The sequence below is a fragment of the Nitrosospira multiformis genome (assembly GCF_900111585.1).
In the GTDB taxonomy this organism is placed as follows: Bacteria; Pseudomonadota; Gammaproteobacteria; order Burkholderiales; family Nitrosomonadaceae; genus Nitrosospira; species Nitrosospira multiformis_B.
In genome coordinates, this window is the sequence record NZ_FOHI01000007.1 from 89870 (window position 1) to 115126 (window position 25257).

Annotated in this window: 25 protein-coding genes; 3 read left to right on the plus strand and 22 right to left on the minus strand. The window is 52.7% G+C overall.

Annotated features, from left to right (window positions below; genetic code table 11):
• Positions 1-5: 5 nt before the first annotated feature.
• Positions 6-920 (minus strand): non-homologous end joining protein Ku, encoded by a 915-nt coding sequence (ku, locus tag BMW46_RS11340; RefSeq protein WP_074708627.1) that lies wholly within the window; start codon positions 918-920, stop codon positions 6-8.
• Positions 921-1271: 351 nt separating this feature from the next.
• On the opposite strand from ku, the gene BMW46_RS11345 reads away from it, so the two are divergent.
• Positions 1272-1499, plus strand: a complete 228-nt coding sequence (locus BMW46_RS11345; RefSeq protein ID WP_074708629.1) for a hypothetical protein — start codon at positions 1272-1274, stop codon at positions 1497-1499.
• Positions 1500-1670: 171 nt separating this feature from the next.
• Positions 1671-3434 (plus strand): ABC transporter ATP-binding protein, encoded by a 1764-nt coding sequence (locus BMW46_RS11350; protein ID WP_074708632.1) that lies wholly within the window; start codon positions 1671-1673, stop codon positions 3432-3434.
• 153 nt (positions 3435-3587) lie between these two features.
• On the opposite strand, the gene BMW46_RS11355 is transcribed toward BMW46_RS11350, so the two are convergent.
• From BMW46_RS11355 to BMW46_RS11430, 15 genes are all read right to left on the minus strand, one after another.
• Positions 3588-4355, minus strand: a complete 768-nt coding sequence (locus BMW46_RS11355) for an FkbM family methyltransferase (RefSeq protein ID WP_074708634.1) — start codon at positions 4353-4355, stop codon at positions 3588-3590.
• A gap of 265 nt (positions 4356-4620) precedes the next feature.
• The gene (locus tag BMW46_RS11365) at positions 4621-5598 is read right to left on the minus strand and encodes a rhamnan synthesis F family protein (protein ID WP_074708639.1); all 978 of its coding nucleotides are present in this window, start codon (positions 5596-5598) and stop codon (positions 4621-4623) included.
• On the minus strand, positions 5595-5780 hold the full coding sequence (locus tag BMW46_RS11370) for a hypothetical protein (protein WP_074708642.1): 186 nt from the start codon (positions 5778-5780) through the stop codon (positions 5595-5597). Before BMW46_RS11370 ends, BMW46_RS11365 begins: the two co-directional genes overlap by 4 nt.
• An 84-nt stretch (positions 5781-5864) precedes the next feature.
• A complete protein-coding gene (locus tag BMW46_RS11375) occupies positions 5865-6338 on the minus strand; it encodes a YbhB/YbcL family Raf kinase inhibitor-like protein (RefSeq protein ID WP_074708821.1) in 474 nt (157 codons plus the stop codon).
• Between the two features lie 170 nt (positions 6339-6508).
• A complete protein-coding gene (locus tag BMW46_RS11380) occupies positions 6509-7021 on the minus strand; it encodes an Hsp20/alpha crystallin family protein (protein WP_074708644.1) in 513 nt (170 codons plus the stop codon).
• A gap of 98 nt (positions 7022-7119) precedes the next feature.
• Positions 7120-7569, minus strand: coding sequence for a CBS domain-containing protein (locus tag BMW46_RS11385; RefSeq protein WP_074708823.1), 450 nt, complete (start codon positions 7567-7569; stop codon positions 7120-7122).
• Between the two features lie 106 nt (positions 7570-7675).
• The gene (locus BMW46_RS11390) at positions 7676-8176 is read right to left on the minus strand and encodes a BCAM0308 family protein (protein ID WP_074708646.1); all 501 of its coding nucleotides are present in this window, start codon (positions 8174-8176) and stop codon (positions 7676-7678) included.
• A 63-nt stretch (positions 8177-8239) separates the two neighbouring features.
• The gene (locus tag BMW46_RS11395; RefSeq protein WP_074708648.1) at positions 8240-8689 is read right to left on the minus strand and encodes an Hsp20/alpha crystallin family protein; all 450 of its coding nucleotides are present in this window, start codon (positions 8687-8689) and stop codon (positions 8240-8242) included.
• A gap of 146 nt (positions 8690-8835) precedes the next feature.
• Entirely contained in the window at positions 8836-9117 is a 282-nt protein-coding gene (locus BMW46_RS11400) for a hypothetical protein (protein ID WP_074708650.1), read from the minus strand.
• Positions 9118-9366: 249 nt separating this feature from the next.
• Positions 9367-10158, minus strand: a complete 792-nt coding sequence (locus BMW46_RS11405) for a Kazal-type serine protease inhibitor family protein (protein WP_074708825.1) — start codon at positions 10156-10158, stop codon at positions 9367-9369.
• A 116-nt stretch (positions 10159-10274) separates the two neighbouring features.
• Positions 10275-12104 carry a beta strand repeat-containing protein gene (locus BMW46_RS11410; RefSeq protein ID WP_074708652.1) on the minus strand — a complete coding sequence of 610 codons (1830 nt, stop codon included), beginning with the start codon at positions 12102-12104 and terminating at the stop codon, positions 10275-10277.
• A gap of 799 nt (positions 12105-12903) precedes the next feature.
• Positions 12904-13974, minus strand: a complete 1071-nt coding sequence (locus BMW46_RS11415; RefSeq protein ID WP_074708654.1) for a hypothetical protein — start codon at positions 13972-13974, stop codon at positions 12904-12906.
• 95 nt (positions 13975-14069) lie between these two features.
• Positions 14070-15443, minus strand: coding sequence for an erythromycin esterase family protein (locus tag BMW46_RS11420; RefSeq protein ID WP_074708656.1), 1374 nt, complete (start codon positions 15441-15443; stop codon positions 14070-14072).
• Positions 15444-15523: 80 nt separating this feature from the next.
• The gene (locus tag BMW46_RS11425) at positions 15524-16213 is read right to left on the minus strand and encodes a phosphoribosyltransferase (protein WP_074708658.1); all 690 of its coding nucleotides are present in this window, start codon (positions 16211-16213) and stop codon (positions 15524-15526) included.
• Between the two features lie 15 nt (positions 16214-16228).
• On the minus strand, positions 16229-16894 hold the full coding sequence (locus BMW46_RS11430; RefSeq protein WP_074708660.1) for a dienelactone hydrolase family protein: 666 nt from the start codon (positions 16892-16894) through the stop codon (positions 16229-16231).
• Between the two features lie 275 nt (positions 16895-17169).
• Here BMW46_RS11430 and BMW46_RS11435 point away from each other — a divergent pair, with 275 nt between their 5' ends.
• Positions 17170-18726: a LodA/GoxA family CTQ-dependent oxidase gene (locus BMW46_RS11435; RefSeq protein ID WP_074708662.1), complete on the plus strand. Its 1557-nt coding sequence runs from the start codon at positions 17170-17172 to the stop codon at positions 18724-18726.
• 69 nt (positions 18727-18795) lie between these two features.
• Here the strand turns inward: BMW46_RS11435 and BMW46_RS11440 are convergent, their stop codons facing one another.
• The 6 genes from BMW46_RS11440 to ybaL all read right to left on the minus strand — a co-directional run bounded on the left by BMW46_RS11440 (position 18796) and on the right by ybaL (position 25153).
• A complete protein-coding gene (locus tag BMW46_RS11440) occupies positions 18796-20157 on the minus strand; it encodes a sigma 54-interacting transcriptional regulator (protein WP_074708664.1) in 1362 nt (453 codons plus the stop codon).
• Between the two features lie 14 nt (positions 20158-20171).
• Positions 20172-20705: a dihydrolipoamide acyltransferase gene (locus BMW46_RS11445; RefSeq protein WP_256377049.1), complete on the minus strand. Its 534-nt coding sequence runs from the start codon at positions 20703-20705 to the stop codon at positions 20172-20174.
• Positions 20706-20710: 5 nt separating this feature from the next.
• Positions 20711-22213: a sensor histidine kinase gene (locus BMW46_RS11450; protein WP_074708827.1), complete on the minus strand. Its 1503-nt coding sequence runs from the start codon at positions 22211-22213 to the stop codon at positions 20711-20713.
• Between the two features lie 190 nt (positions 22214-22403).
• Positions 22404-22817, minus strand: a complete 414-nt coding sequence (locus BMW46_RS11455) for a hypothetical protein (protein ID WP_074708668.1) — start codon at positions 22815-22817, stop codon at positions 22404-22406.
• A 127-nt stretch (positions 22818-22944) separates the two neighbouring features.
• Positions 22945-23310 carry an arsenate reductase family protein gene (locus BMW46_RS11460; protein ID WP_074708670.1) on the minus strand — a complete coding sequence of 122 codons (366 nt, stop codon included), beginning with the start codon at positions 23308-23310 and terminating at the stop codon, positions 22945-22947.
• 82 nt (positions 23311-23392) lie between these two features.
• Complete coding sequence (gene ybaL, locus BMW46_RS11465) at positions 23393-25153, minus strand: cation:proton antiporter domain-containing protein (protein WP_074708672.1); 1761 nt, start codon at positions 25151-25153, stop codon at positions 23393-23395.
• Between the last annotated feature and the right edge of the window lie 104 nt (positions 25154-25257).

Below are 25257 nucleotides of genomic sequence, written 5' to 3' on the forward strand. Positions count from 1 at the left end.
CTGCCTTATACCGCCCGGCGCTTGTGCGCACCGCGGGCAGGTGCAGATGAGGCAGTCGTCGATTTGGCGGGCTTTCTGACAGGTCTGCGGTCACGGTCTTCGTTGTCTGTGCGTTTCTTCAGGCTTCGCTGGAGCAATTCAGTGAGATCGAGTATTTGCGCACCCCCACGCTGTAACTCGACTTCTTCCGGCTGTGCCACGGTTTGTATATCACCCGTTTCAACTTTCTCGTTCACGAGTTTCATGATTTCGTCCTTAAACGAATCATGAAATTCATCCGGGTCCCATTTGCCGCTCATGTCCATCACCAACTGCTCAGCCATTTTCAATTCTTTATCGGTAATGCCGGCCTCCTTGGCCCCCTCGGCCGGAAAACTCAGATTTTCCGAGGCGCGGATTTCATCCCCCCAGCGCAATAGATTAAGAACCAATGCGCGGCCGGACGGAATAAGAGCAGCAAGATGCTGCTTTGTTTGAATAATCACTCGGGCAATGCCGACGCGCTCGGTCCTGGACAGGGTCTCGCGCAAAAGCGCATAAACTTTTTCGCCTTTATTGGCGGGTGTGACATAGTAGGGACGCTCCAGATAGATGAAGGGAATATCAGTTGCCGGCACGAACATTTCGATCGCGATCGTCTGCGTGGCCTTGGGATAAGCGGCGGCAATCTCCTCCTGGCTCAAAATCACGTAATGACCATCCTCGTACTCGATTCCCTTGACGATATCTTCCTTATCGATCTCTTTCCCGGTCCTCTTGTTGATACGTTTATAGCCGACAGGATCCATACTGCGCTTGTCCAGCCAGTCGAAATTCAAACCCTGCTCCGTCGTTGCGGTATGAAGGGCCACGGGAATATGCACCAGCCCAAAACTGATGGCGCCCTTCCATAAAGCCCGGGTTGAAGCAGATGCAACCATGATTGATTCGGAGAAGTGAATTCCTTTTCAGGAGTAAATATCGAAATACAAATCATGCTCTTCCCTCCTCCGCTTGTATGTGCGATTGCGCACCCTGGAAGATACAAGCCTTTTCCACTCTGCCACTCTGATTTGTGTTCTTTCGAACGGAACTGCAGGTCTATGGATGAGATGATCGGTTCAAAGTGAAACTGGACGCGGAGCCTTGATCGCGGGGGCGAAAAAGAGGTGTCGGGCAGCCTACGCGAGGCCATGCATGCCTTTAACGCTTTTTATGCATTGAATTTAACATAACACATAATCTACATATATCGGCTGGAGCACAGCTTGTTTTCAGGAGAACGGAGGGATATGGATTACTTCAATTTACTACAGTGGCCTGCCATGGTGATCAATATTCTTTCGGTCTGGCTTCTGACCTACCAGGCCAAGCGGATGCGTCACACCGGTTTTCTGTTTTCCCTCCTCAGCAATGTGTTATGGGTAATCTGGGGATGGCACGTCGAAGCATTCGCGGTTCTCGGTCTCCAGTTGGCCCTGGCAACAATCAATATCCGCGGAGCTCGAAAGACCGACTGAATAATCCGGAACAAGCGCACAGGCTCATCCTGTTCGCAATTCCGCCCGATTCGTTGCTTCAGAATACGTAACCCACTTTTCCCCATGGAATTCCTCGTTAATGGAAGGGTTTTTTCAAGACCGTGTCCGTAATTTAGGTTATGATAACTCCGTAGTCTGCAGACCCAACTTATGCGAACTCTCTTTGCCTATTGCATGCTTTCCCCGAGGCGTACTGCGTACGTCCTGGTTGCACTTCTAGCGGCAGGCATTGCAGAAGGCTTAAGCCTCACTGCCCTCCTTCCACTCCTTTCGATCGCTGTCGGCGATTCCGCCAGTTCGGACATGGGTCGGCACATCGCCGAAGTTCTCCAGAACATCGGGATTTCTCCCACCATAGGCGCCATGCTGCTGATCATCGTGGGAGGAATGATCCTCAAAAGCCTCATATTATTGATGGCGAACAGGCAGGTCGGTTATGCGGTCGCGCATGTGGCCACCGTCCTCCGCCTCGAACTGATCGATGCGCTGCTTGCCAGCCGCTGGCAGTATTACCTGCGCCAGCCGATGGGTTCGCTTGCCAATTCCGTCGCCACTGAAGCATACCGGGCAGCCAATGGCTTTGAGCACAGCGTCACTGTACTCGCACTGGCCGTACAGGTTGTTGTCTACGGAACCGTAGCCATGTTTGTTTCATGGGAGGCTACCCTTACTTCCATTCTGGTGGGCATCATCATGATGCAGGTGCTGCACCAGTTGATTCGTGCGACACGCAAGGCGGGAACCAGGCAGACCCATCTGCTGCGAAACCTGCTGACGTATCTTTCGGATGTGCTCGTTTCGGTAAAATCGCTCAAGGCCATGGCGAGAGACAATGTAGCCGAAGCGATCCTGCACGACCAGACCCAGCAACTGGAAAAGGCCACCCGGCGGGAAATCATCGCGCGCGAAGCCCTGATGGCGCTGCAGGAGCCTATCCTCGCCACATTGATGGCAATCGGCCTTTATCTGGCTCTGGAAATATGGGGACTCTCGTTGCCCTCGGTGATGGTGATGGTTTTTCTTCTGACCCGGCTCCTCAGTTTGCTCAACAAGACGCAGAGGAAATACCAGAATCTGATGGCGCAGGAAAGCGCCTACTGGGCCTTGCGTACCGCTGTCGCAGAAGCGCGTGCCGCAGCGGAAAGAACATCAGGCACGCGCGAACCGACGCTTGAAAAGGGCATCAGCCTGCGTCACGTCAATTTCGATTACGACACCAGGCCGATTTTTCAGGACCTGAATCTCGAAATCCAGGTCAGGTCGTTCACCACCATAGCCGGCCCGTCGGGGGTCGGCAAAAGCACCATGCTGGATCTCCTGTGCGGCCTGGCAGACCCCAAGTCAGGCGAAATCCTCGTGGATGGCGTGCCCATGCGCGACATCAATCCACGTGCCTGGCGCCGCATGATCGGATATGTCGCCCAGGAGAACGTCCTGCTACACGACAGTATTCTCAATAATATTCTCGTCGGCGCACCTGAACTGACTGAAGCGGATGCGGAAAGAGCACTGCGCCAGGCTGGCGCTTGGGAGTTCGTCAGTGGATTGCCGGATGGTCTCTATACCATTGTCGGCGAGCGTGGCGGCCTGTTATCCGGGGGACAGCGCCAACGTATTGCCATTGCCCGGGCACTGGCTCACCGCCCGCTCTTTCTGGTACTGGATGAACCGACGAGTGCGCTCGATCCGGAAAGTGAACGACTTGTCTGTGAAACCCTGCGAAACCTCACACAGGAACTCACGGTTGTTGCCGTCTCCCACCAACCAGCGCTGATCAGCGCAGCGGATGTGATTTTTGCGCTTTCCAAAGGAAAAGCGGAACGGGTGCAGCCGGCGGAGGCAGCTCGTTACGCACCCGCGGAGCGGGATACTTCCTCCTTGTCTCACAGGGAAGCGGTTTTCGTTTCCCGTTAAGCGGTCAACGAGTGCCTGCCTGAGCTTTCGTCTCCGCTCTCCCTGATCCCGAATCGTCGAAGGATCGAAGGCGCGAGCAGTACTCAGGATAAGCTCCTCCGGCAGTCTCAGGACAGGTGTATCGGCGATTCGGCAAAGAGGAGATGATCAATCCTATTTCGCGAACACGAAGCAGGTTTCACCCCAATTCCTGGTGGTTTTGAATCTGACTTTCAAACCCGCCTGCTCCATCAGCGCTACCGCTTCCTGCTGCTCCTCGATTGTCCCCAGCTCGACGATGACGGATCTCAGTGCCGGATTCCTGAGCACATTCCCCGCACCCCGGATGATAGCCATTTCGATGCCATCCACATCGATCTTGATGTAGTTGGGATAGGGAAATCCCCATTTTGAGCATAAGTCGTCGAGTGTCACGCCGAACATGCCCTGAATATGCGCGGCGGGTTTTTTCATATTCTTCAAATCTTCTTTTCCGAACTGGGAGCGATTTCCACCGCCTATGAATTTGGGAATATAAAGTTTCGAAAAGCCTTCCTCTCCGGAAACAGCCACGCAATAGGAGGTAATATTTTTCTCGAGCTTGTTGAGGTAAATGTTTTTATTCAATAAATAATAATTGGCGCACTGGGGCTCGAACGAATATATATGGATGTCCTTCCCGTATTTCTTTGCTGGATACAGGGAATACTGGCCGATATTCGCTCCCAGATCGAAGAAGCAGGAATCCGGTTCAAAACCGTCAAGCCAGTCCAAGGTATCGGGTTCTTTTATTGAATACGTTTTTGCCCGCTGGAGCGTCCGAAAATTGTCCACCGCGATGCGTATGGATTGACCTTTGACATTGACTTTAGTGTAACCACCCTTCAATCCGTAAAGCGCTACAGCGCATCCGGATAATACATCCATGAAAAATGAAGACATCTATGCTGACCGTAACTTTATGAGTAGAGGTGAAAACAGAAAACAGTGGAAGGGCGAAGGATATCCGGTTTATGGTCCCGCAGCCCAGATATTTTTGCTGCAATTCCGGGTGCGGATCATCAACAGGGTGAGCGGCCTCGCCTACAGTTTGCTCAATCGTCACACCAGCGGAAGCGGAAAATCCATATGCGAGGGTTCTGGATTCCTTCTTTCGAGGCTTTCAAGGGAATGACGAAGGGAAATCGTTGTCGAGCAGAATCGTGTCTTATCCGCGAGGGGACATCCAGTCGTTGAGAATTTCTGTCTCGTAGGAAGAGCCCGCCTCCGCGAGGCCCGCTGAAACTTCCCCCAGGCTCACACCTCTTCTTGTCAGCACGCTTTTTTTGAGGAACGGGAATCCAAACTCGGTAATAAGCGGCTTCCACAGGTGAAAGGTCGATTCGACCCATTGCAGCGGCCTTTGATGGTAATCAGTTGGAGCAAGAACCTGTCCCAGACTGTAGAGCGCTGCAAGACGAAAGCGCCGGCTGAGGAAGCGGGAAAAACCAACTTCATATCTGCGAACGATGGCCGGCTTGAATTCCAGCACCTCGATTTCCGCGAAGAAGCGAAGAAATTCATCGGAGGACACGGCTTTTTTCTTGCAGTAGAGGAAATAGGACTGAAGGTGGGGATAAAAACGAAAAGAATCCGTCATTCCCACGATTTCAGCCTCGCTGCCTTCGAGTCTGGCGATGATATTATCGATGCTGAAAAGCGGACCGAGAACGCTGTCGTTGGCTAACAGAAGACCGCTGTGCTCGCGATATTCGGGATATTTTTCCAGAGCCGTTTTCCACCCATAGAAATCGTATCCTTTGTTCTCACGGTTTATTATTGCGATACAGCATCGAGACAGTTTTTCCAGATCGCTTCCAGAAATCATGCTGCTTGAACTGATGAATACGATATCGAAGCCGGCCAGCATCAGAGCATTGAGGTAGTAATACACGTTCTCCCTGACAATGCTATCTTTGTCGAAGCTGCAAAAAAGGCAAACGGGACGATCATAACGGGGAGAGATGGCCTTTTCATACAACCTCACCAGCGGCCTTTCATTTGCCTTCTCTCGTTTAAGCAGGTAGAAGGATAAATCACGGGCATACTTCAAGTCTTTGACTACGCCCTTCGCCGCCCATTTTATGGGTAAAGCGCGGTTGGGTTTGCGGCGCAATTCAGACAGGTCCTCAGGCGGGATTTTCATGACCACCTGTGCCCCAGCATGACAGTCAACGTATTCAGGATATCAGCTTCGCTCGTTTTTTTGTCATCAAGAATCTGCAGCATACGGGGAAAGCGCAGCGCAACACCTGCTTCATGCCGTGTCGATGGTATACGGATCGATCTTCGATTTCCACCAGACACCAGGTTCTTGATGCGACCCATGCCATATTGCGCATTTATCCCCTTGAGTGTACAGAACCGCGCTGGATGAACCGGAATCTAAAAAAGAAAAAAAGCAATAGCAGCCTATTGCTTCTGATACAGCCCCACGAGTTCCGATTGCGCGATGACATGTCCCTTCATCTCCTGCTCGAGGATTGCCTTGGTGGGATGTTTCAGATCCGGAAGCATGATATCCAGTGCGTAGAGTTTATGAAAGTATCGATGCTTACCGATAGGGGGGCAGGGTCCGCCATACCCTGTGCGCTGCCAGTCATTGAGCCCGCCAAGCGTTCCAATGGGAAGATCGGCTTCCGCCACTCCCTCAGGTAAACCTTGAGCCGCAGGAGGAATGTTATATAGCACCCAGTGTACCCAGGTCAGCTTGGGAGCGGCAGGATCGGGCGCATCCGGATCGTCCACAATCAAAACCAGGCTTTTCGCATTTTCCGGTATGTTGTCCCAGAACAGCTCGGGTGAATTATCATGTCCCTGACAGGTATGACGAATAGGAATCTCTCCGTGATTCGCAAAGGATGAGGATGTTATTGTCATAGACATGCGAGACGCCTCCTTCTTTGGTTTTCTTTCCTTCTGGCTCAAGAGAATGTCCGGCTCAGTCGCTACGGAGATCGAAGCTGCCAGCATAGTCGTCATTACGCCTGCGAGCAGGCGGATAAGCATAATTTTCGGTAGGGCGCGTCGGCGCTGAAAAGGAAAATGCCACCTTATCATGATATGGAAATGAATCTTCTCTTTTCAACATTCAGCTTGGGGAGACGCACGGTCAGCACGCCGTTCTTGTAGTCCGCTTCCGCTTTGTCTTCATTCACCTCGACCGGTAACGGCAAGGTTCGTTGAAAAACGCCGTAAGCACGTTCCATGACATGATACTTGCTATCATTTGTATCGCGCTCAAAGCGTTTTTCCCCTCTCAGAGAAAGCGTCTTGCCCTCTATGCTGATCTCAAAGTCTTTTTTTTCCATGCCAGGCACTTCTATCCGTACCACGATTTCCCTGTCCGTTTCTTCCATATCCCCTGCCAGAATACTCCAGTGAGGAAAAGCTGGCGTGCTGGCAGCGGACGCTTGCCCTTTGTCTTCCTCACCCTTGCGGTGTACAAAGTGCGTAAGGGCATCGCTACCATGGTGGACGAGTTCACGCCAGCCATCTGAAATGTGATCCCATGTCCGACTGAGTCTTCGGCTGATATTTTCACTTGCATTCTTCACGGAATCCATCATGATCGTGCTCCTTCCGATTATGGGAAAAGCCGGTAATGACCGGCTGGTCGAAAACTCCGTTCGCGTATTTCCAGTCACCCCTTGATCCCGTTGGTCCTTTAATGCCGTTGTCTTGCTTCCCTCTGCCGTTGATAACTTGTCAGCCGGGAAGTCGCCAGCAGTTCTTCCGATAGCAGTTCCAGCAAGTCATCGAGCGTAAGAATACCCACCAGGGCGCCATTCTCGCCCACTACCGGCAAGCGCCGTACCGTCTTGCTGCGCATGTATTGAATTGCCTCGAATACCCCCACGCTTTCTTTCACGGTGACGAGTTCCTGCTCCATGATGTCGCCCACGGTGATGACAGCAGCATCCAACTCGGTTGCCATGACTTCCACCACGAGGTCGCGATCGGTGACAATTCCAACGGGAATATTGAGGCCGTCCCGCTCTTCGATAACGACCACGTCGCCCACATGGTGCTGACGCATGAGTTTGGCTGCCTCCCCAATCGTCTCATCCCGCTTCACGAATACAGTATCACGGTTACAAATTTCACCTACAGGCATCCTGCCCTCCACTTTGATCACACTCTCATTGTAGGGACGATGAGGTATGTTGCAATTGGGAACACGTATCGGGGTTTGTCCCAAAACGCTACCCCCAAAGTTTTTTCTAACGCGCCCAGTGCACGCGCAACAAATACTCTTCCGGGTTATAGTGAAATTCCAGATCGCCCTGATACGCATCGTGTACGGCTTCGCCGATGCCTCTCGCCAGGTGGATATCAGTGGTCGTCACCAAGGTTCCCCCATCTTTTTCTTCAACGGCCATAATGCGATTGAAGGGATGCTCGACCTTTTCACGCTTTTCCACATTGTGCACGATGTGCATGATTTCATTGCGATGAGCGATATAGAACTCGCCGCTCAGGGTAATGAAGCCGGCGGGGAAATCATCCCGGATACGCTGACAGGCCGCACACATTTCCTGATGGGCGCCTGCGGGCGCTTCGCCCCATTGCCAGCGTCCCTCATGGAATACAGCCCCGCAACTGGGACAGACAGTGGGTTCAGACAGTTTGTGCCGTGCTCTGTAAGGATCGTGAATACGCTCCTTGAAGAGCTTGTCATGTCGGGAAATCTGGCGAAAACCGACAAATGGAGAGTGTGTCATAGTGGAGCTCCGGTTATGTGGAGCAGAACGATCAGTCTGATGACCCGAAGAGCGCTGCTCGGATTATTTCACCTCGATACGTTTGGCGGTTTTTCCCTCCTTCTTCGGCAACGTCAGTACCAATGTGCCGTTTTCATATTTTGCCTCGGCCTTGGCCTCATCCACTTCGCTTCCCAGGGTGAAACTCCTGTAGCTCGATCCCTGATGGCATTCCCGGCAAATTACCCTCTCGCCTTCTTTTTCCTCTTTTTCCTGCTTTGTCTCGCAGCTGATGGAAACGCGGTTGCCCTCTACCTGAACCTTGACATCCTCCTTTTTTACTCCAGGTATGTCTGCACGAACCGTATAGGCGTTGTCATTTTCGGTAAGATCGATCCTGATCTGAGGGGTGGTTTCCATATCCATTGAGAATGGACGCATTCCCCAATTCTTGAACCAGTCATCCAGATTGTAAAACGGGTCATAGCGCATGATGTCGCCCATAAGAGGCGAACGACGAGCAATATTTGCCATGGTTTTCTCCTTTCGAATCAAATGAATGCGAATTAAATGAACGACCTTTTCTACCCTTGTTGCCTCATTTCTGTCTCACTCGACCCTGCCAGCATTACGCATTACATGCCTTGAATCCTTTGCCTGAATCTCTGCATCTCCTGCTGTCAAAAATTTCTGCCCGAATAAGGCGTTCCATCCGATTCCGGATCCGGGTCCGACCAGTCCTGTGTTTCCCCATAGCCATAGCCGGTGCCGCCGCGCCGCTCGACCTGGTAATAAGTGGCGGTAGAAATCACTTGATGACCTTTCCTCCGTTCCTGCCTGTATGGTCCATAAGACCCGGTTGCTGCCGGGCTGTCGGTAATCTCTTTTTCTGTATTCTCGATCGGATTTTCGATCCCGCTCTCGTTGATCCTTGCGTTGCCTCTGTCAGATGATGTGCTCAAGATTTTCCCTCTGGAACTGTTGATCGGTTGCGCCACTGCACCGCTGTGACTGTGCCACTGTGATTAAGCGGCTTAGCTCTTCTAACGGCCGGACCTTCCGATTTTTAACACCTGATCGAGGAATCGCTCTGTACGTTGTCTAACATTCGGGTGACAAACTCTGGATAAGCTGTCCGCCACGAGTAACAAGACCTGCTTATCCAGAGTAGTCATAAGGCTTCTAAAGAATAACCTGTATTCCCGTTGCTGCTATCTTTTACCCTTGCAGATTCCCGGACAGTCCGCGCCGCCCCGTGTGGGATCGCAATCATCCCTGGGATCATCCACGCAGGCCTGGCCTTCAGGACAGGGTATCCCGGCTATCCCGCCGCAGGCTTGCGACTCAGACTTCTTGCACTCCCCCTCATGTTCGACGGAAACACCGGCAGCTGCTGCCGTGCATGAGTTGCTGTAAGTCTTGCCGTCACATCCGCAAACAGGCTTGAAGATTTGCGGACAAATGGTGGGCTTGGTCTTGCATTGACCTTGCGCGTCCGGCATCTTGCATTTGGCCCCAAAGTCGCAATACTGGTTTGCATCGGGGCAACGTGTTCCAGCGATACCCCCGCAAACAGCTCCGCCTCCTCCGCCTTCAATAGGTTTGCACTGATCGGTGAGCTCCACATTGAGGAATGTTCCCGCCCTGGGACGAATATCACGCAGACGCTTGACGAATGCTTTGAACTCTCCCGGCTTCGAGCTGAAACCTGCTTCCGCGCAGGCGTTCAATCCCCCCTCTATCGGAATAGGCCCCCCTGCTCTTGGACTATAAACAGCGAAAGTGTCCACCGTCTCTTCGCTGATAGCCTTCCCCACCGTCTTTCGTACGGATTTCAGCGCGCCGCTGTCCAGCGCCCCTCCGGTACTGCCGAGGTTGATGTTCACGGCACGGTTTGCAGCATCTCCACCGGCTCCCCTATCTTCACTCTGCTGCGCAAAAACCGGGGTTGTGCCAAATAGGGCTGCTCCGACCAGAAACGCAACATAGCTCAATTTCTTCATCGCTTCCTCCATCAACAGGTAGTGTGGTTACATCATTTGCCCTTTCCCTTTTGATGATGTCTACGTTTTGTATTTTTTATCCAGATCACGGTCAACTCGATAAGAGCGCGATAGTCTCATCCCCGGATATGATTCCTCCGTCGGCGCGCCATCACACCCATCAAACCCAGTCCGGCAAGAAACAAAGCATATTGCTCCGGTTCGGGAACTGCGGTGACTTGTAGCGTGACGTCATGCTCGTGGTAAATGACGTTGAAGTTCACGCCGGCACCGAACCCATGCGTGGTAACATCCGCGAACGTTGAATTTGCCAGTCGCTCATCGAAAGTAGCCACTACGAAGGTATCGCCGACGACGGGCGCATACCCGAGATTCCACACCCCGATATCGCCACCCAATGTCACATCATCGGTAACCGTCAGCTGGTCGAAGCTGCTCAAGCTGGCGAGTTCAAAGTTGACTACTCCGCTTGCTGCCTGATGCAGATCACCGTCTATAGTAAGATGACCGATACCGCCCCCAGGATTGATTGCACCGCTATTGGATAAACCCAGCGTGGGTGTGATAACTGTACCGTTGCCTTGTATAATCCCCGCGTTAACGAAACAATCCGCCCCTCCACAGGAGGACTGAAAGGTTGCACCGGCGCTGATATTTACCGTGCCAGCGTTATTCATGGCGTGGGCTACATTGAACACACCCCCCTGCACATTCACCGTGCCCGTGTTATTGAATCCCACGCCTCCGCCAATGTTGGTAACGGTATTGGTCTGCTTGTTGTAAGTCCCGCTGTTGTTGAACGTCCCAGTGCCCGTCATCTGATCATTAAAGGCGTTGGTGTCCGTATAGGTCCCGGTGTTGTTGAAGGTGCCGTTGTTGAAGAAGAGATCGTTGGCCCCGTTGCCCGTATTGCCGCTCCAGGTAGTGGTGCCAGCATTCACTGTCCGCCCGCCCGAAATAACCTTGGCGCCGTTGCCGCTTAGCTCCAGTGTGCTGTTAAAGGTCGTGGTCGCCCCACCCGTAATGGAACCCCCCGTCCAGGTAGCAGCACCGCCAATGGGTGTGCTGGTACCCGCCAATGCTCCGCCTGAAAGCAGAAATTTCGAAGTGTGGCTGCCTCCATTGAGGTTAGCCGTGCCTCCACTTATCTCAAAGGTACCACTACCGCTGGTTGTTACACTGTTCAGATTATGGGTACCGAAGTTGAGATCAAGGGTTGCACCATTAGCAATGGCAAAACTGCCGCTGTGAGTACCACTCCCTTGCAGGTGCAGAGTCCCCGCATTGACATTCACCATTCCCGTGTTATTGAACCCCACACCCCCGCCAATGTTGGTAACGGTATTGGTCTGCTTGTTGTAAGTCCCGCTGTTGTTGAACGTCCCAGTGCCCGTCATCTGATCATTAAAGGCGTTGGTGTCCGTATAGGTCCCGGTGTTGTTGAAGGTGCCGTTGTTGAAGAAGAGATCGTTGGCCCCGTTGCCCGTATTGCCGCTCCAGGTAGTGGTGCCAGCATTCACCGTGCGTCCACCTGAAATAACCTTGGCGCCGTTGCCGCTTAACTCCAGTGTGCTGTTAAAGGTCGTGGTCGCCCCACCCGTAATGGAACCCCCCGTCCAGGTACTCAAACCGCTGAGCGTAAGATTACCTGTACCTCCAAGGGCGCCTCCTGATAAATCAAGACTCGTTATCGACGTGTTGAACGACAAAGTAGAGTTCCCGCTGTCGATAATTGCCTTATCACCGCTGCCCGGCACACCCGTGGGCGACCAGTTCGTATCGACTCCAAACTCTCCCGTGCCACCAAACCATGTGCGATCAACAGCAAAAGCGGGCTGAATAACGCCGGATGCAGCCATTGCTGCTATGATCGGCAGTATCTGAAAAACGTTGCGACTCACGGACTCAATTTTTATACCCTGATGATTATTCTTCGTATTTTTCATTTTATGCCTCCTCCGAGTTCATTTGATTTTTGTCTGTTCACGGCTTCTTTTTATCTACAAGGGCAACATTTTTAAAATAGACCGCATTTTTCAAAAAGCAAGAAAATCGAGGCATTGAGTATTAATTCATACGGAAGATAGCGGAGGCGGATTTCAGGTAGCTGGAATCAGAGCGTTCGGTCAGATAGGAACATCGCCAACTATTCGCCGACAGGATGAACATGCCAGAATTCAAGGCAAAGCCGGTCCTACTCACGTATTGACCCCTTCCCGTGTTTCTCAGGCGGAATTTCGGTGATGGATTGTAGAGAAAGGACGGGTTGAGGCAGCAGGTATAAGGAGGAAAGCGTGATTGGGAATATGATTCCGGGAAGGAAAGGGTGCATCTCACCAATCCTCCAATAAGCCCCAAGTCCTTCCCATTTGGACCAATAGGACTATATCTTCTGCGGTGGAAAGTTGCGTCTGGCGTTTTGTAGCCGAAAGGCTCGTTCGAGCAGAACGCCATGCTTCAATCTTCCCCTGCCTTCTCACAAACGTTGAGCGAGAGGAACGAATGTTAGCAGTGAGAAGAAATCAGGTATCCCAGTGGGGAATACCTGAATCAACTCCTGAATCAACTCCTCCTGCCGGGGTAATAGTCCCCCTCAGCCCAATCCCGCAAAAAACATGAGGTACTGGTGCGCCTCAGGTACGGCAGTTACCTGTAGTGTGACGTCGTGCTCGTTATAGATAACGTCAAAGTTTACGGCCGAGCTGAACTAGAACGATTTTGTATCCGAATTTCTAACGCAGGACACTAGGGAATCGGAGATACAGGAAATACCCCTAAGAACACGCCAGGGACATTAATTCCAAAATCACCCTTGTAGAAATCTATCTCTTGAAGGCTAGGTTGGCATCCCATTTGGAGAAACGAGCCTTTTACCCCGACCACGAAAATGAGGGTATAGCCAGCGGGAAGATAGAATTGACCATTATCAAACAGTGTAGACTGATCATTTAGATATCCATGATTGGCAGCCCCTAAAAAATCGAACGGGCCAGTTTCTGCGCAATGATCATATTGATCAGAAGTCTGGCTGACTGTATTAGCAAGGTTACTGATAAGATAGCCTTCTGAATTTTGATGCAGATCGAAATTAGGCGGCGGAATGAAATACCTGAGGCTTGAGGAATAGGTGACGCATTCCTTATTAGAATGAAAGGGATCCCATCCCGAGTATACAAAACACGTCCCATTTGGTTGCACAAATGTGACCACATTTACGTAAACATCTACGTTAGCGGTCCAGTGGAAATAGAAATCCGCAGTAAATTCAGCATAACCAGGAATGCAGAATCGGGGTCCGAGATGGAATGGTGTATCACTGTACATATAAGCTTTTATAAAATTATGATTATTAGCAGGTGGATCACTCTTTATATCAATCTCAAAATCATCAGATCTTTGGCTGACGGGGGGATTTAAGACAATAGCGTCTGCTACATCTAATGTAATTAGGAGCTGAGCTTTAGCAAAAATTCCTAAATGGGAGAGTATTCCTTGGCTTTGGCGATTGAGCTGATCATATTGCTGGGCGATAGTGTTAGATTGATCGATGAACGACTGCTTCTTTTTGTTAAAGATTGCTCGCATTTCATTGGCATTGCGCTCACTACATTGCTCTATTTCAATTTGGTCGATTCCGGCTACTGCGAGCATTTGTCCAAGAAGATTCTGACAATCAGCACTGACAGCTGAGGATTGCTCATGCTGTCTGTTTTTTTCGATAACTGATGGACGGGAATGTGCTGTATTTACCGCCTTGATAGCTGCATCCAATATATCTTTTTCAAGGGGAGAAACTTTTCCCATTTCATTTTTCATTTTCGAATCTCCGTTCAGTAGATATGTGGCATATCCAGACGGCGGTGCGCTTCGCTTCCTGCATCGCCACCTTGAGAATCGAGAAACGCGGTCTCCTACAAGCCTGAAGGATAAGTCTCATCCATTTCACCAGCCCGGCGATGGACGAATGCGGGCAACGGTTGTAGCGCTTCCGTCTTGTCGATATGAATCATAAAATCGAATTGCCGCGGGAGACAGGCATAGAAGTAATGACTCATCCTCTCGGTTTCAGGGCGGTAGATCACCCCGATAGCCCGTTGCAGCCGCTCCTCCCGCAGGAACTCCATGGCTTCGCCGTCGGTGGTGAGATCGAAAAAGAAACGTTTCCTGGAGAGTTGCGAAAAAATTTCTTCGTAACTGCCTGCAAGCGGTTCGCGAACGGTTTTCGTTTCGGCGGGTCCGTCCCAATCAGTTGCCGCAGTCACGCTGCCTCGGCTCGTCGAAAATCCGATGCGGAATGACTTATCCCGATATTTCTCGGTAACGAGCTGGCCGATGTTGAATTCGCCGCGCCGTCCCATCTCGGTGGCCGCCGCATTGCCCAGATGAGAATTGTGGGCCCAGACAATGATGCGCGCTTCCCGCTTCAGTTGGTCTTCCAAATGGCTGGCGAGCTTTTCGAGCGTCTCGAACATGTGCCGGTCTCTCAGGTTCCATGTATTGGGCCTTCCCCTGAACATAGCGCGATAATACTCCTCCGCATTTTTTACCAGCTCAGCATTCTGCTGCACCGAAAAATATTCATTTCCGGCAAAAACGCCATCCTTTTCAACGTAAAGCCGTCCTTTTCGCTGAAGCTGCATGAGCTGTGCGATCACTTCCTGCTCGCACGAATCCCACCGCCCGGACGCAATGGCATAACCATACGCCTGCGGATTTTCGATGAATTGGCCAAAGCAACCGTAGCGCGCCCGGGCGGCGCTAGCTTCTTCCGGATCGACCTTATCCAGATATGCCAGCACTGCCCGCATCGAGGTTGTCATACTGTATAAATCGAGTCCATAAAACCCCACCGGTTCCTGTTGCTCGCGCTTTTGTCTCCCCGTCTCCTGGTTATAGTTGCGCAACCATGTGATGAAAGCGAATACTTCGGTATTCCTCCACATCCACGTGGGAAACCGTTCGAAATTGGATAAGGCTGCATCCGCATCCTTGTCTTCCGATCGGTCGGCAACAAAACGGTTAACCCGATAGGCATCCGGCCAATCCGCCTCGACCGCAACAGCGTCGAATCCGTCCTCGACAATGAGGTGTTGAGTAATTTCAGCACGCAGGCGATAAAATTCGGCTGTACCGTGGCTCGCTTCACCGATCAGGACAAACTTTTTTCCCTGCACATGCTCGCGTACCGCGCGTATCAACTCATGCCCAGCACTGTATTCCGCAACAGTATGCGCGTCCTGCTCCAGCACATCGATCAAATGGTAATCAAAATCGATATTAGCCATAATGAAATCCTCCTTGATCCTCAGGCGACGGAATCCTGTAATTCCCTCAGTCTCCCTTAAGTTCCTCCTTGAGTCTCCCCTTAAGTCGCTCTCTTTAGAGTTTCGGTTGTTCGCCGAGGGGTTGTTTCCTGCTCCAGGAGCGCCAGTACCTCCTCATCCGGAGTTTGCATGAAATTGTCATACCATTGCCCTACCCCGAAAAAAGGTTCGGGTGTATACAGGCACACGAGATCGTCCGCCTCCTGGCGGATTTTTCGACATGCCGATGTTGTGCCGACGGGTACAGCCACAACAATTCTTGCAGCGCCGGCGTCGCGTAAAGAAACAATGGCAGCGCGCACGGTCGCACCTGTAGCCAGACCGTCATCGACGAGAATGATTGTTTTCCCCTGAATGTCCGGGGCAGGCATGCCTCTGCGATAAAGCTTGTTGCGTCGCTCCAGCTCAATCCGCTCCCTGGCTATGACAGCATCGATGGAAGCCTCATCGATATTCAGAAGCTTGATGATTTCCTTGTTGAGTACAAGAGTATCTGCCCCTGCCATCGCTCCCATCGCCAGTTCCTCCTGGCCCGGCACACCCAGTTTCCGTACAAGCCATATATCCAGCGGTACGGCCAGCGTCCGCGCAATCTCGTAGGCAACAGGTACCCCGCCGCGTGGAAGCGCCAGAACAAGGACGTCGGTTCTTCCCGCATAGACCGACAACACTTCCCCCAGCATCCTCCCTGCTTCGGCTCTGTCTGCGAAATGATATACGGCGCCCGGCATGGCTTTATTGCCGATCTAGCAATGGTTCTGAAACCATTCGGCGGCAAGACCGGCGACTGTTTCCAGCGTTCCCGGTTCTTCAAACAGGTGAGTGGCGTTCGGCACGATTTCCAGTTTCGATTCGGTATTGAGGCGGGCAAGCGCTTCCTTGTTCAGCTCCAGAACCTGCGGGTCGTTTTCCCCCACGATGAGAAGTACAGGGGCTACGACCTCCGGTAAATAAGCACCCGCGAGATCGGGACGTCCGCCTCGTGAAACCACGGCCATGATATTTTCCGGACGCTGCGCCGCTGCAATCAGCGCTGCCCCAGCGCCGGTGCTTGCGCCAAACCAGCCTATTTTCAAATCTGTCGTCTGCGACTCCTGCTGAAGCCAGGCAGCGATATCGATCAACCTGTCCGCGAGCATTGGAATATCGAACCGCAAATGCCGCGTGCGCATGTCAGTGACTTCCTCCTCTTCAGTCAGGAGATCGGCAAGGAGAGTGGCGAAGTTATATGCGTTCAACATTTCCGCTACATAGCGATTGCGAATGCTGTGCCGGCTGCTGCCGCTGCCATGAGCGAAGACAATAATGGCCCGCGCGTGGGGCGGCATCGTCAGATCAGCATTCAGCACGACTCCGCTTGCCGGGATGCGAACAGCCCGGGCTTCAGAAACGTCATCATACAAGGAGTTCATAGCGCACATCCCTAGTGATTAAACGCAGATACCCATTAACAAAAGCAAAAGGAGCAATGCGACAAAACGATCTGGTTATCCAAATAGTATTTACGACGTTGGCTTCCTTTTCCGTTCGTTGCCGAACATAGCGAGTCCCCAGATATTTCACCAAACCAGCTGAGAATTATAGAAAGCGATAGCAACAAAGAAAGTACGGAAATATTTGTGGCAGCAGCTATGATTTGGAGTAACCGATATTCGCCGCACAATCGACAGAAAGGGAAGCGACTCGAATGAAAACGGTCTATCGGATTTATCCGGCAGTAGGAATTGCGCGTATAGGAAACAGCGAGAGCGCATATTTTTTTGGTCCCGAATCTCCCGAAATCGTTCCCCCTGGACCCTATCGCGACAATTCCGGAAAAATAAAGCCGCAGGCAGCCCGATTCCGGATTTATAAATTCATCCGGGATGATTTCGGCAAGGAAACCATCGACAGCGAGATCGTTGCGAATGAAAAAACAACGATTACATGGAGTGTACACCTCGTTAATCGCAAAGCAGCCGGAGGAAATTTTCCTCCGGGCGGTCCCGGAGGTTCGGCGCGGAATCCAGGATATGATCGAGCGGGACTGGTCGTGGATGCCACGTTGCGATCGATATCGGGAAAGAGCAAATCCCCTGCCCCGTTGAACGGAGAAATAGATTTCATAAGGAATGGCAGCGTCGAAGGCAGTGCAAAAATCGATCTCGGGCAGCTGCTCACCGATGAGAACGGACGGCTGATTGTCATCGGCGGCCCAGGCAAGTCAGGCTCTCCCCTGGGCAGGGGATTGAACAGTTTTGCCAACAACGATGGCTGGTACGATGGCGTTTCCGACGGGCCGGTGAATGCCGTGGTGGAGGTCGAGGGAGAAGCGCCCCTCACTGCCGAAGAAGGCGCCTGGATTGTCGTCGCTCCGCCTTCCTACGCGCCAGGCATCGAAAACGTAACCACCTGGTACGATCAGGCGGTCAATGTTGCCTCCAGAAACTTCTCTCCTCTCCTGATAAAAAATGTACCGTCGTTCACCCGCCATATCTACCCGATACTGAAGCGCGTGGTCATGATTCACTGGGTAGTCGAGGAGAGAAATCGACATCACGGGGATGCCGGCAATTTTCTGAATCCGGCTCGATTGAGCAAACTCGCGGACAAGACCGAGAATGGAAGGTCGGCGCGCGAGACGGTCTTAAACTGGCTGACGAAACCCAACACGCATGTTGATCCCAATACCCCGCCGCGCCAGACGCCACCCAGCATGCCTAAAGTGAACAGCGGATTGGATCCGGATAACCCGGAGCGAGGAGAATATACCGCGCTCACGGAATATCAGTATGCGCTCATGGAAAAATGGGCGCAAGGTGATTTCGAAGCGGACTGGACGGGCGAACCGACACCGGTTGCTTTCGACGAATTGCCATTGAATCAGCAGCCGGACACTTTAACCCGCGCTGCCCTGGAAGGATGCATCGGGGCGCCGTTCTTTCCCGGGATCGAAGTCACGTACGTGATCGCGCAAGCAGGAACTTACCAGGCGCCTTTTCGAATCAGGCAGACTCTTCCTCCGGGTTTTCTGACGGAACGCATGGCGTTACCCTGGCAGGCGGATTTTCTGGCTTGCGGAGAGCTGTGGTGGCCGGCTCAACGCCCTGTGGATGTCATCACCGCCTCCGGGCTGCGACCATTTTCCCGGGGCATAGAGGACTATGTTGACATGGTCCGGTGGTGGACCGAACTGGGCTTTATAGTGAAGAAAGGCGACCAATATGTCGAGGATGAGCGCAGACCCATCGCGGGTCAGACCTGATCCGGCCAGGAAGGGAAAAAGGAGGACCGCCAGTAGAATCTGTACCGCTTAGTCCAGTCCTTCCTTTTCTCAAACCTGCGCTTGCTTGAAGACAGATGGATCGAGCTGGTATCGTTGCAGCAGCTTGTAGAACTCCGTGCGATTGCGCTTGGCGAGGCGTGCTGCCTGGGTAACGTTTCCTCCCGTGATTTTAAGTACGCGCACCAGATAATCCCGTTCAAAACTTCTGCGCGCATCCTCGAAAGACACGAGTTGCTCTTCTTCCCGGTGCATCGCATCGTAGACCAGCACTGGTGAAATAAGGGGTGCAGTACTCAATGCAACGCATCTCTCGACGACGTTCATGAGTTGGCGCACATTGCCGGGCCAGGATGCGGCCACCAGTGTTTCCATTGCCTCGGGAGAAAAACCGTTGATATTTTTCTGGTATTTCTCTGAAAACGTGCTGAGGAAGTAATTTATCAGTAAAGGAATATCTTCGCGCCTCTGCGCCAGAATCGGGATGGTAAGTGACACCACGTCCAGCCTGTAATACAGATCTTCCCGGAATGTTCCAGCAGCGATTTCTGTTTTCAGATCGCGGTGGGTGGCCGAAATAATACGCACATCCACCGGGATAGATTGCGCCGACCCAACCGGGCGCACCTGCCTTTCCTGCAGTACACGCAACAGCTTGACCTGAAGCAAGACCGGCATATCGCCGATTTCGTCGAGGAAGAGAGTGCCCCCCTCAGCCAGCTGGAATAAACCCTTATGATCCCTGACAGCCCCGGTGAATGCCCCTTTGACATGCCCAAACAACTCGGATTCCAGCAACTGTTCCGGAATGGCCGCGCAATTGATGGCGACAAACGGATGGTCGGAGCGTTTGGATGCATCATGTATGGCGTGGGCGAACAGCTCCTTGCCCACCCCGCTTTCTCCATAGATCAGCACGCTGGCGTCACCTTCCGCAACCAGTCCCGCCCGGGTAAGAAGATCCTCCATGACAGCGCTCTGGGTGATGATATTCTTGCGCCACGGTGCCTGCGACAGTTCTTTCTGCGATCCAGCGCCCGGAACGAACTTGAGCGCCTGACTGATATTGGCCAGCAACGTCTTGCTGTCAAAAGGTTTGGCAAGATAGCCGAATACCCCTCGCTGGACAGCCGTGACAGCATCGGGAATCGTCCCGTGCGCCGTGAGTATGATTACCGGCAAGGTTGGCAAGGAGCGATGGATTTGTTCAAATAATGCCATGCCGTCCATGCCGCTCATCTGCATATCGCTGATGACCAGTTGCGGACGGGACACATCCAGATAGTTCAGAGCCGCCTCTGCGCTTGGGACTGCGTCCACCTTGTACCCCGCCGCAGTAAGGCGCATGGTCAGGAGCTCAAGCAGATCAGTATCGTCGTCAACGATCAGAATTTTGGGTTTTGCATCGGACATGATTTTACGTTTCTTTACAATTCCTTAAGCAGATTCTTTTCCATGCTTTTTATGGCATCGATCTGACTCTGCAGGGTTTCTACACGCTTCTGCTCATCTTTCAGTTTCTGCGAAAGTTCCTCGATGCTGTGACTCAGCCGTTGTTGCTCCGCAAGCAAGCCGGCCAGCAGGTTTTTGAAACTCTGCAAATTATTTGCCGATTTCGAGTCCTTCGGCCATTCGTTGAGCAGATGCATTGCAGAGGTAACGTCTCGAAAGGACGTATTCGGCAGGATGAGAAGCAATACCAGACGGGCGCGGTTGGTATCGCTTTTGTTCCGCATGAAGCTCTGTTTCGCCTTGTCGTATACCCGGCTCACCTCCGCCGGCGACTGCTTGCGGATGGAATCATAAAACTCCATCATATCATCCATCTGCCCCGTCACAACCAGTTCGGTCGGCGGTGACTCGACAGCCCGCGGGCTTTCAACGCTTTCAATGGCTACGCACGCGGTCAGAAACATCAACGCCGCTACCGACGGAACCAGCCATTCTCGTATGCGCAGCATGCTCCTCATGCCGATCCCTCAGGCACATCGTGAACGGGGAGAGTGAGCCGGAAGTGGGCGCCGCGGTCAGCCAGCGGTACAAGCTCGATGTTCCCGCCATGCGCAAGCGCGTACTCCCGAGCGATCGACAATCCCAGACCCGTTCCCCTCACGTGGCTGTCGAGCACTCTCCGCCCCTGATAGAACGGTTCGAATACTTTCTCCCGATCGGCATCATCCACTCCGGGTCCAGCGTCCACTATATCCAGTTGTGCAATCCCTGCTGTCTCACTTGTCCAGATGCGGATGCATCCTCCCCTGGGTGAGAATTTCACGGCGTTCGATAAAAGATTGTCCACAATCACTTTGACTTTTTGCGGTTCACACTCCAGCATCACTTCCGGACAAGACAAATCCATTCGCAGGCCTTTGTTAATAATGATGAGATTCTGATCGTGCAATACCGCGTCCAGAATCTTCTTCAAACTCACCTCCTGTTTCACCAGTGCGGCTTTCTCGGTCTGAAGGGCGCTATAGCTCAGCAAGTCCTCGATGCGCCGCTGTAACTGGAGGCTATTGCTGTGAAGAATGCTGGCAACGCGCTGCTGCTCTTCCGTCAGCTTGCCAGCCACCCCTTCCACAAGCAAATCCGCCCCTTCCCGCATGGCTGTCAGCGGAGTCTTAAGTTCGTGAGAAACATGCTGCAGAAACCGCGTCTTCTGTTCTTCAAGCTTTAGCAGGCGCTGCCTCATCCAGTCCAGTCTTTCACCAAAATAAACCAGGTCCTGAGGGCCATCCACCCGAATCGCCTTATGCAGCTTCCCCTGCCCCATGCTGCGAATGGCCTCTTCAATCTGGCGGATCGGGCGGGCGATCCGGAAGGAAAAAAAGAAGGCGAGCAATATGGCAAATGGAATCAGTGCAAGCAGTTGCCAGCCAACGGTAAAGCGCGCGGATCCCGCCATATCCTGCATTTCGTCCACCTCGCGCTCTATGAGGGCGTACCCGAGCGAGAAAAAGAAGCGTGCGGAATCCCGCAGATGACCGAAGTTGCCGATCAGTTTACGCAACTCTTCCGGTGATTCCTTAACGGCTGAAATTTCCTCGAAAATAGCAGCTTCCTCTGATTTCAGCTGTCCCAGCAATCGTCTCTGCTCGTCGCTGAGAGAGAGCTCGTCAAGGCCTGCAGCGATTTTCTCGAATCCGGCATGCCCGCGGAAATAACCCTCTAGCAGGGCAGTATCACCCAGAATGTGAGTCTGGCGCACCGCCCGCTCCATATTCGCGATTTCATCCGCAAGAGCGCGGCTGCTGTGCGCAATCTCCGCCGCCTGATATACAGCTTTCCGGCTCTGATTTGCCAACCGGTCAATGGAAAAAGCGCTATTGATGAGCGCCACGATCAGTGGCAAGCCGACCAGAGCAAAACCCAGCAGAATGAGTTTGACAAAGGATTTGGGCTTACGCCGCAGTCTTACCCATGAACCGCTTACGCTATCCTGTCTTCCGGCTTCCACGGGGGCAATCATTTCTCTTCTTTGGTTCCTTTGAGGAATCGAAGCAATTTTGTTGGCATGCCTCATACTGATCCTGCCACTCAGGCTTGGAAACCCCTTGTGGTAGTTCAAACGATCGGAAGTGCCGGGATTCGGCAAGCGCTGATGCAGGATGCTTACTGGTTCTATCCAGTACGTCGGGGCATTCGGCCTTTTCTGATTTCTATTTTTTCGTCCGGGACGAATTCGCTGTGGCACTGGAGGCGCCGGGAGCAAGATAAGGCTTGCAATAATGCTTGGAAGGAAACTCCTTGTTCCGCCGTGAATTCATGACAACGTCACCACCATTTCTTACACATTCCATGATCGATTTATCCAGGCTCGCGTAATGCTCGTCCGGGTCGGTATTTGCAGAAACCAGCGGCACTTTTTCCCTGATCTTGCGACAGGCATCCGGTTCGTCCTGCATCGCAGGAGCATTTTTTGAAGGTGGTAACGGACACAACCGGCAGGGATTTCCAGGGCAAAGGCATCCGGAACATTCGGCTTCCGCAGCAATGGCGGCGGTGGTTCCTGCCAAGGCAGCGGGAATAAGGCAGGCAATTATCCTTAACGCGTTGATTAACCTGAAATTCATTATCGCTTTCCGTACATGGTTAGGATATCACAAATTGATTCGCGAGTTTCCCCGGCTCCAGCTCCAGGGCGCATCCCTTTCATGCGCGCAAACCGCATCAACGGATGCCGACTTTGAAGAGGATATGTTACAACAACTTCGTTACATTCTCCGGCGGACGGCACAGCACCGCCTGATTGCCTCTTACAACGATGGGACGCTGAATCAGATCCGGGTTCTCCACCATGATTTTCATCAATTCCTCATCGGATAACTGCCCTGCCTGGTGCCGCTCGACAAGCTTGAGGTCGTGTGCGAGCGATTCCTCGCGACGCAATACATCCATTATCGGAATACCAAGCTTGTCAATCAGTTCGCGCAGCCGTTCAACGGTCAGCCGTGCGTCATAATAGTTGACTGCATCGAACTCTTCCCCGCTTTCTTTCAGCAGAGCGAGCGTAGCCCGGCATTTGCTGCATGTCGGTTTCTGATAAATGGTGATCTTGTCGGTCATTGAATTCTCCTTCCTATCTCCCGGAACCTCGACCGGGATGTAATTCGCCCTGCGAAACGATGAAAATGCATTCAGGTCAAACCTAAGTCGAACCTTGAGGCCGCTTTATCTGTTCGTGTGCCGGATGCTCGGCATTCCTATCGGTTTGGGGGAAGTTCGCCAGCACATGCCGGACCATGCTGAACGCAAGTTCGTGTTCCCCGAGAAACACCATTCCTCCGCTTTCCTTTCTCAGTAGCGCTGCCTCTTCTTCGTTATGCGTACGCACAATAATCCCGACTGATGGGTTAAGTATACGTGCAGTTTCGATCATTCGGCGAGCGCGCAGTGTATCGGGAACCGCGATCACCAGCATCGCAGCCCGCGCGATGTGCGCCTGGATAAGCACTGCGGGCTCCGCCGCGTCTCCAGCGACGGCGTGAATGCCGCGTTTGCGCAACCCTTCGACGGTCTCCCGATTCTGCTCGGCCACAACCAGGGGAACGCCCTCTTTCGTGAGCGTTTCACCAATGTGTCCGCCTACGCGCCCATATCCCACCAGCACGACATGGTTCGTAACATAACTCGATGTAACAGTGGTCGGCAACTCCGCCAGGGGATCGTCCGAACGTTCAAGGATGCGCGCCACGCCGGAACGGGAACGTATCCATGCCTGCGCCGGTTCAACCAGCTTGAATATCAGCGGATTCAATGTGATCGAGATGAAGGCTGCGGCGAGTATGAGACTCTGCGCTTCAACCGGCAGGAGTCCGAGCGACACTCCCAGACCGGCAAGGATAAATGAGAATTCCCCGATCTGCGCGAGGCTGGCTGATACAGTAAGCGCAGTATTCAAGGGGTAACGGAAGGCGAGTACCAGCAGGAAGGCAGCGAGCGACTTGACAATGATGATGATGGCGAGTGTGGCGACAAGGTGAAGAGGCTGCTCTATCAGTACATTGGGATCGAACAGCATTCCCACGGAGACAAAAAACAAAACCGAGAACGCGTCCCGAAGCGGCAGCGATTCATGAGCGGCACGATGACTGAGATCCGATTCCCTCATGACCATGCCGGCAAAGAACGCGCCCAGCGCGAACGAAACGCCGAAGAGCATGGCCGAGCCATAGGCAATGCCTATCGCAACAGCGATCACGCTCAGGATGAAGAGTTCGTTGGAGTTGGTGCTCGCAACATACCAAAGCAATCTGGGAAAAACGCGCCTTCCCACCACAAGCATCAGCGCAATGAAAATAGCCACCTTGCCAAAAGTAAACAGCACCGAGATCAGCAAGCTCAGGCTCGATACGTCCGTCGTGGCACCACTCCCGTCGCTGTGCAACCAGTCCGCAAGCGGGGGCAGCAATACAAGAACAAGAACCATCGCCACATCTTCAACGATCAGCCATCCCACTGCAATCGAACCATTGACTGATTTGAGCAAACCCCGCTGCTCCAGCGCTCTCAGCAATACAACAGTGCTCGCGGTCGAAAGCGACACACCATATACGATACTGATGGCCGGATTCCAGCCCCAAGAAAGAGCAACAGCGGCACCGAAGGCCGTAGCGACACTAATCTGAACGAGAGCACCAGGCAAAGCGATACGACGCACTGCCAACAGATCCTTGAGCGAGAAATGCAATCCCACTCCGAACATCAGTAAAATGACACCGATTTCCGCCAGTTGACCTGAAAGCTCCATATCGGCGACGAACCCTGGTGTGTTGGCGCTCATGATGACGCCTGCGGTCAGATAGCCCACCAGGACGGGCAACTTCAGCCGGTTGGCGATCACTCCCATCAGCAGGGCAAGGCCGAAGCTGACAGCAATGGTAGTAATCAGGGTAAAACTGTGAGGCATTGGATTTGCCGGAGATAGTAAGGAAACCATGATAAACCCCTTTTTCTGATGGGTTTATCGGGAATTTGCCTGGACAGGGTCCAAAACTGATACAGGAACGCGAT

What these genes read in the sequence shown, in the direction of transcription:
- BMW46_RS11375 (WP_074708821.1), bottom strand. Translation starts at nt 6,338, where the DNA reads ATGTCTATGACAATAACATCCTCATCCTTTGCGAATCACGGAGAGATT.
- BMW46_RS11415 (WP_074708654.1), bottom strand. Translation starts at nt 13,974, where the DNA reads ATGAAAAATGAAATGGGAAAAGTTTCTCCCCTTGAAAAAGATATATTG.
- ybaL (WP_074708672.1), bottom strand. Translation starts at nt 25,153, where the DNA reads ATGCCTCACAGTTTTACCCTGATTACTACCATTGCTGTCAGCTTCGGC.
- BMW46_RS11395 (WP_074708648.1), bottom strand. Translation starts at nt 8,689, where the DNA reads ATGGCAAATATTGCTCGTCGTTCGCCTCTTATGGGCGACATCATGCGC.
- BMW46_RS11405 (WP_074708825.1), bottom strand. Translation starts at nt 10,158, where the DNA reads ATGAAGAAATTGAGCTATGTTGCGTTTCTGGTCGGAGCAGCCCTATTT.
- BMW46_RS11440 (WP_074708664.1), bottom strand. Translation starts at nt 20,157, where the DNA reads ATGTCCGATGCAAAACCCAAAATTCTGATCGTTGACGACGATACTGAT.
- BMW46_RS11385 (WP_074708823.1), bottom strand. Translation starts at nt 7,569, where the DNA reads ATGCCTGTAGGTGAAATTTGTAACCGTGATACTGTATTCGTGAAGCGG.
- BMW46_RS11455 (WP_074708668.1), bottom strand. Translation starts at nt 22,817, where the DNA reads ATGAATTTCAGGTTAATCAACGCGTTAAGGATAATTGCCTGCCTTATT.
- BMW46_RS11345 (WP_074708629.1), top strand. Translation starts at nt 1,272, where the DNA reads ATGGATTACTTCAATTTACTACAGTGGCCTGCCATGGTGATCAATATT.
- BMW46_RS11390 (WP_074708646.1), bottom strand. Translation starts at nt 8,176, where the DNA reads ATGACACACTCTCCATTTGTCGGTTTTCGCCAGATTTCCCGACATGAC.
- ku (WP_074708627.1), bottom strand. Translation starts at nt 920, where the DNA reads ATGGTTGCATCTGCTTCAACCCGGGCTTTATGGAAGGGCGCCATCAGT.
- BMW46_RS11420 (WP_074708656.1), bottom strand. Translation starts at nt 15,443, where the DNA reads ATGGCTAATATCGATTTTGATTACCATTTGATCGATGTGCTGGAGCAG.
- BMW46_RS11425 (WP_074708658.1), bottom strand. Translation starts at nt 16,213, where the DNA reads ATGCCGGGCGCCGTATATCATTTCGCAGACAGAGCCGAAGCAGGGAGG.
- BMW46_RS11410 (WP_074708652.1), bottom strand. Translation starts at nt 12,104, where the DNA reads ATGAAAAATACGAAGAATAATCATCAGGGTATAAAAATTGAGTCCGTG.
- BMW46_RS11350 (WP_074708632.1), top strand. Translation starts at nt 1,671, where the DNA reads ATGCGAACTCTCTTTGCCTATTGCATGCTTTCCCCGAGGCGTACTGCG.
- BMW46_RS11370 (WP_074708642.1), bottom strand. Translation starts at nt 5,780, where the DNA reads ATGGGTCGCATCAAGAACCTGGTGTCTGGTGGAAATCGAAGATCGATC.
- BMW46_RS11460 (WP_074708670.1), bottom strand. Translation starts at nt 23,310, where the DNA reads ATGACCGACAAGATCACCATTTATCAGAAACCGACATGCAGCAAATGC.
- BMW46_RS11430 (WP_074708660.1), bottom strand. Translation starts at nt 16,894, where the DNA reads ATGAACTCCTTGTATGATGACGTTTCTGAAGCCCGGGCTGTTCGCATC.
- BMW46_RS11365 (WP_074708639.1), bottom strand. Translation starts at nt 5,598, where the DNA reads ATGAAAATCCCGCCTGAGGACCTGTCTGAATTGCGCCGCAAACCCAAC.
- BMW46_RS11380 (WP_074708644.1), bottom strand. Translation starts at nt 7,021, where the DNA reads ATGATGGATTCCGTGAAGAATGCAAGTGAAAATATCAGCCGAAGACTC.
- BMW46_RS11450 (WP_074708827.1), bottom strand. Translation starts at nt 22,213, where the DNA reads ATGATTGCCCCCGTGGAAGCCGGAAGACAGGATAGCGTAAGCGGTTCA.
- BMW46_RS11355 (WP_074708634.1), bottom strand. Translation starts at nt 4,355, where the DNA reads ATGTCTTCATTTTTCATGGATGTATTATCCGGATGCGCTGTAGCGCTT.
- BMW46_RS11445 (WP_256377049.1), bottom strand. Translation starts at nt 20,705, where the DNA reads ATGCTGCGCATACGAGAATGGCTGGTTCCGTCGGTAGCGGCGTTGATG.
- BMW46_RS11435 (WP_074708662.1), top strand. Translation starts at nt 17,170, where the DNA reads ATGAAAACGGTCTATCGGATTTATCCGGCAGTAGGAATTGCGCGTATA.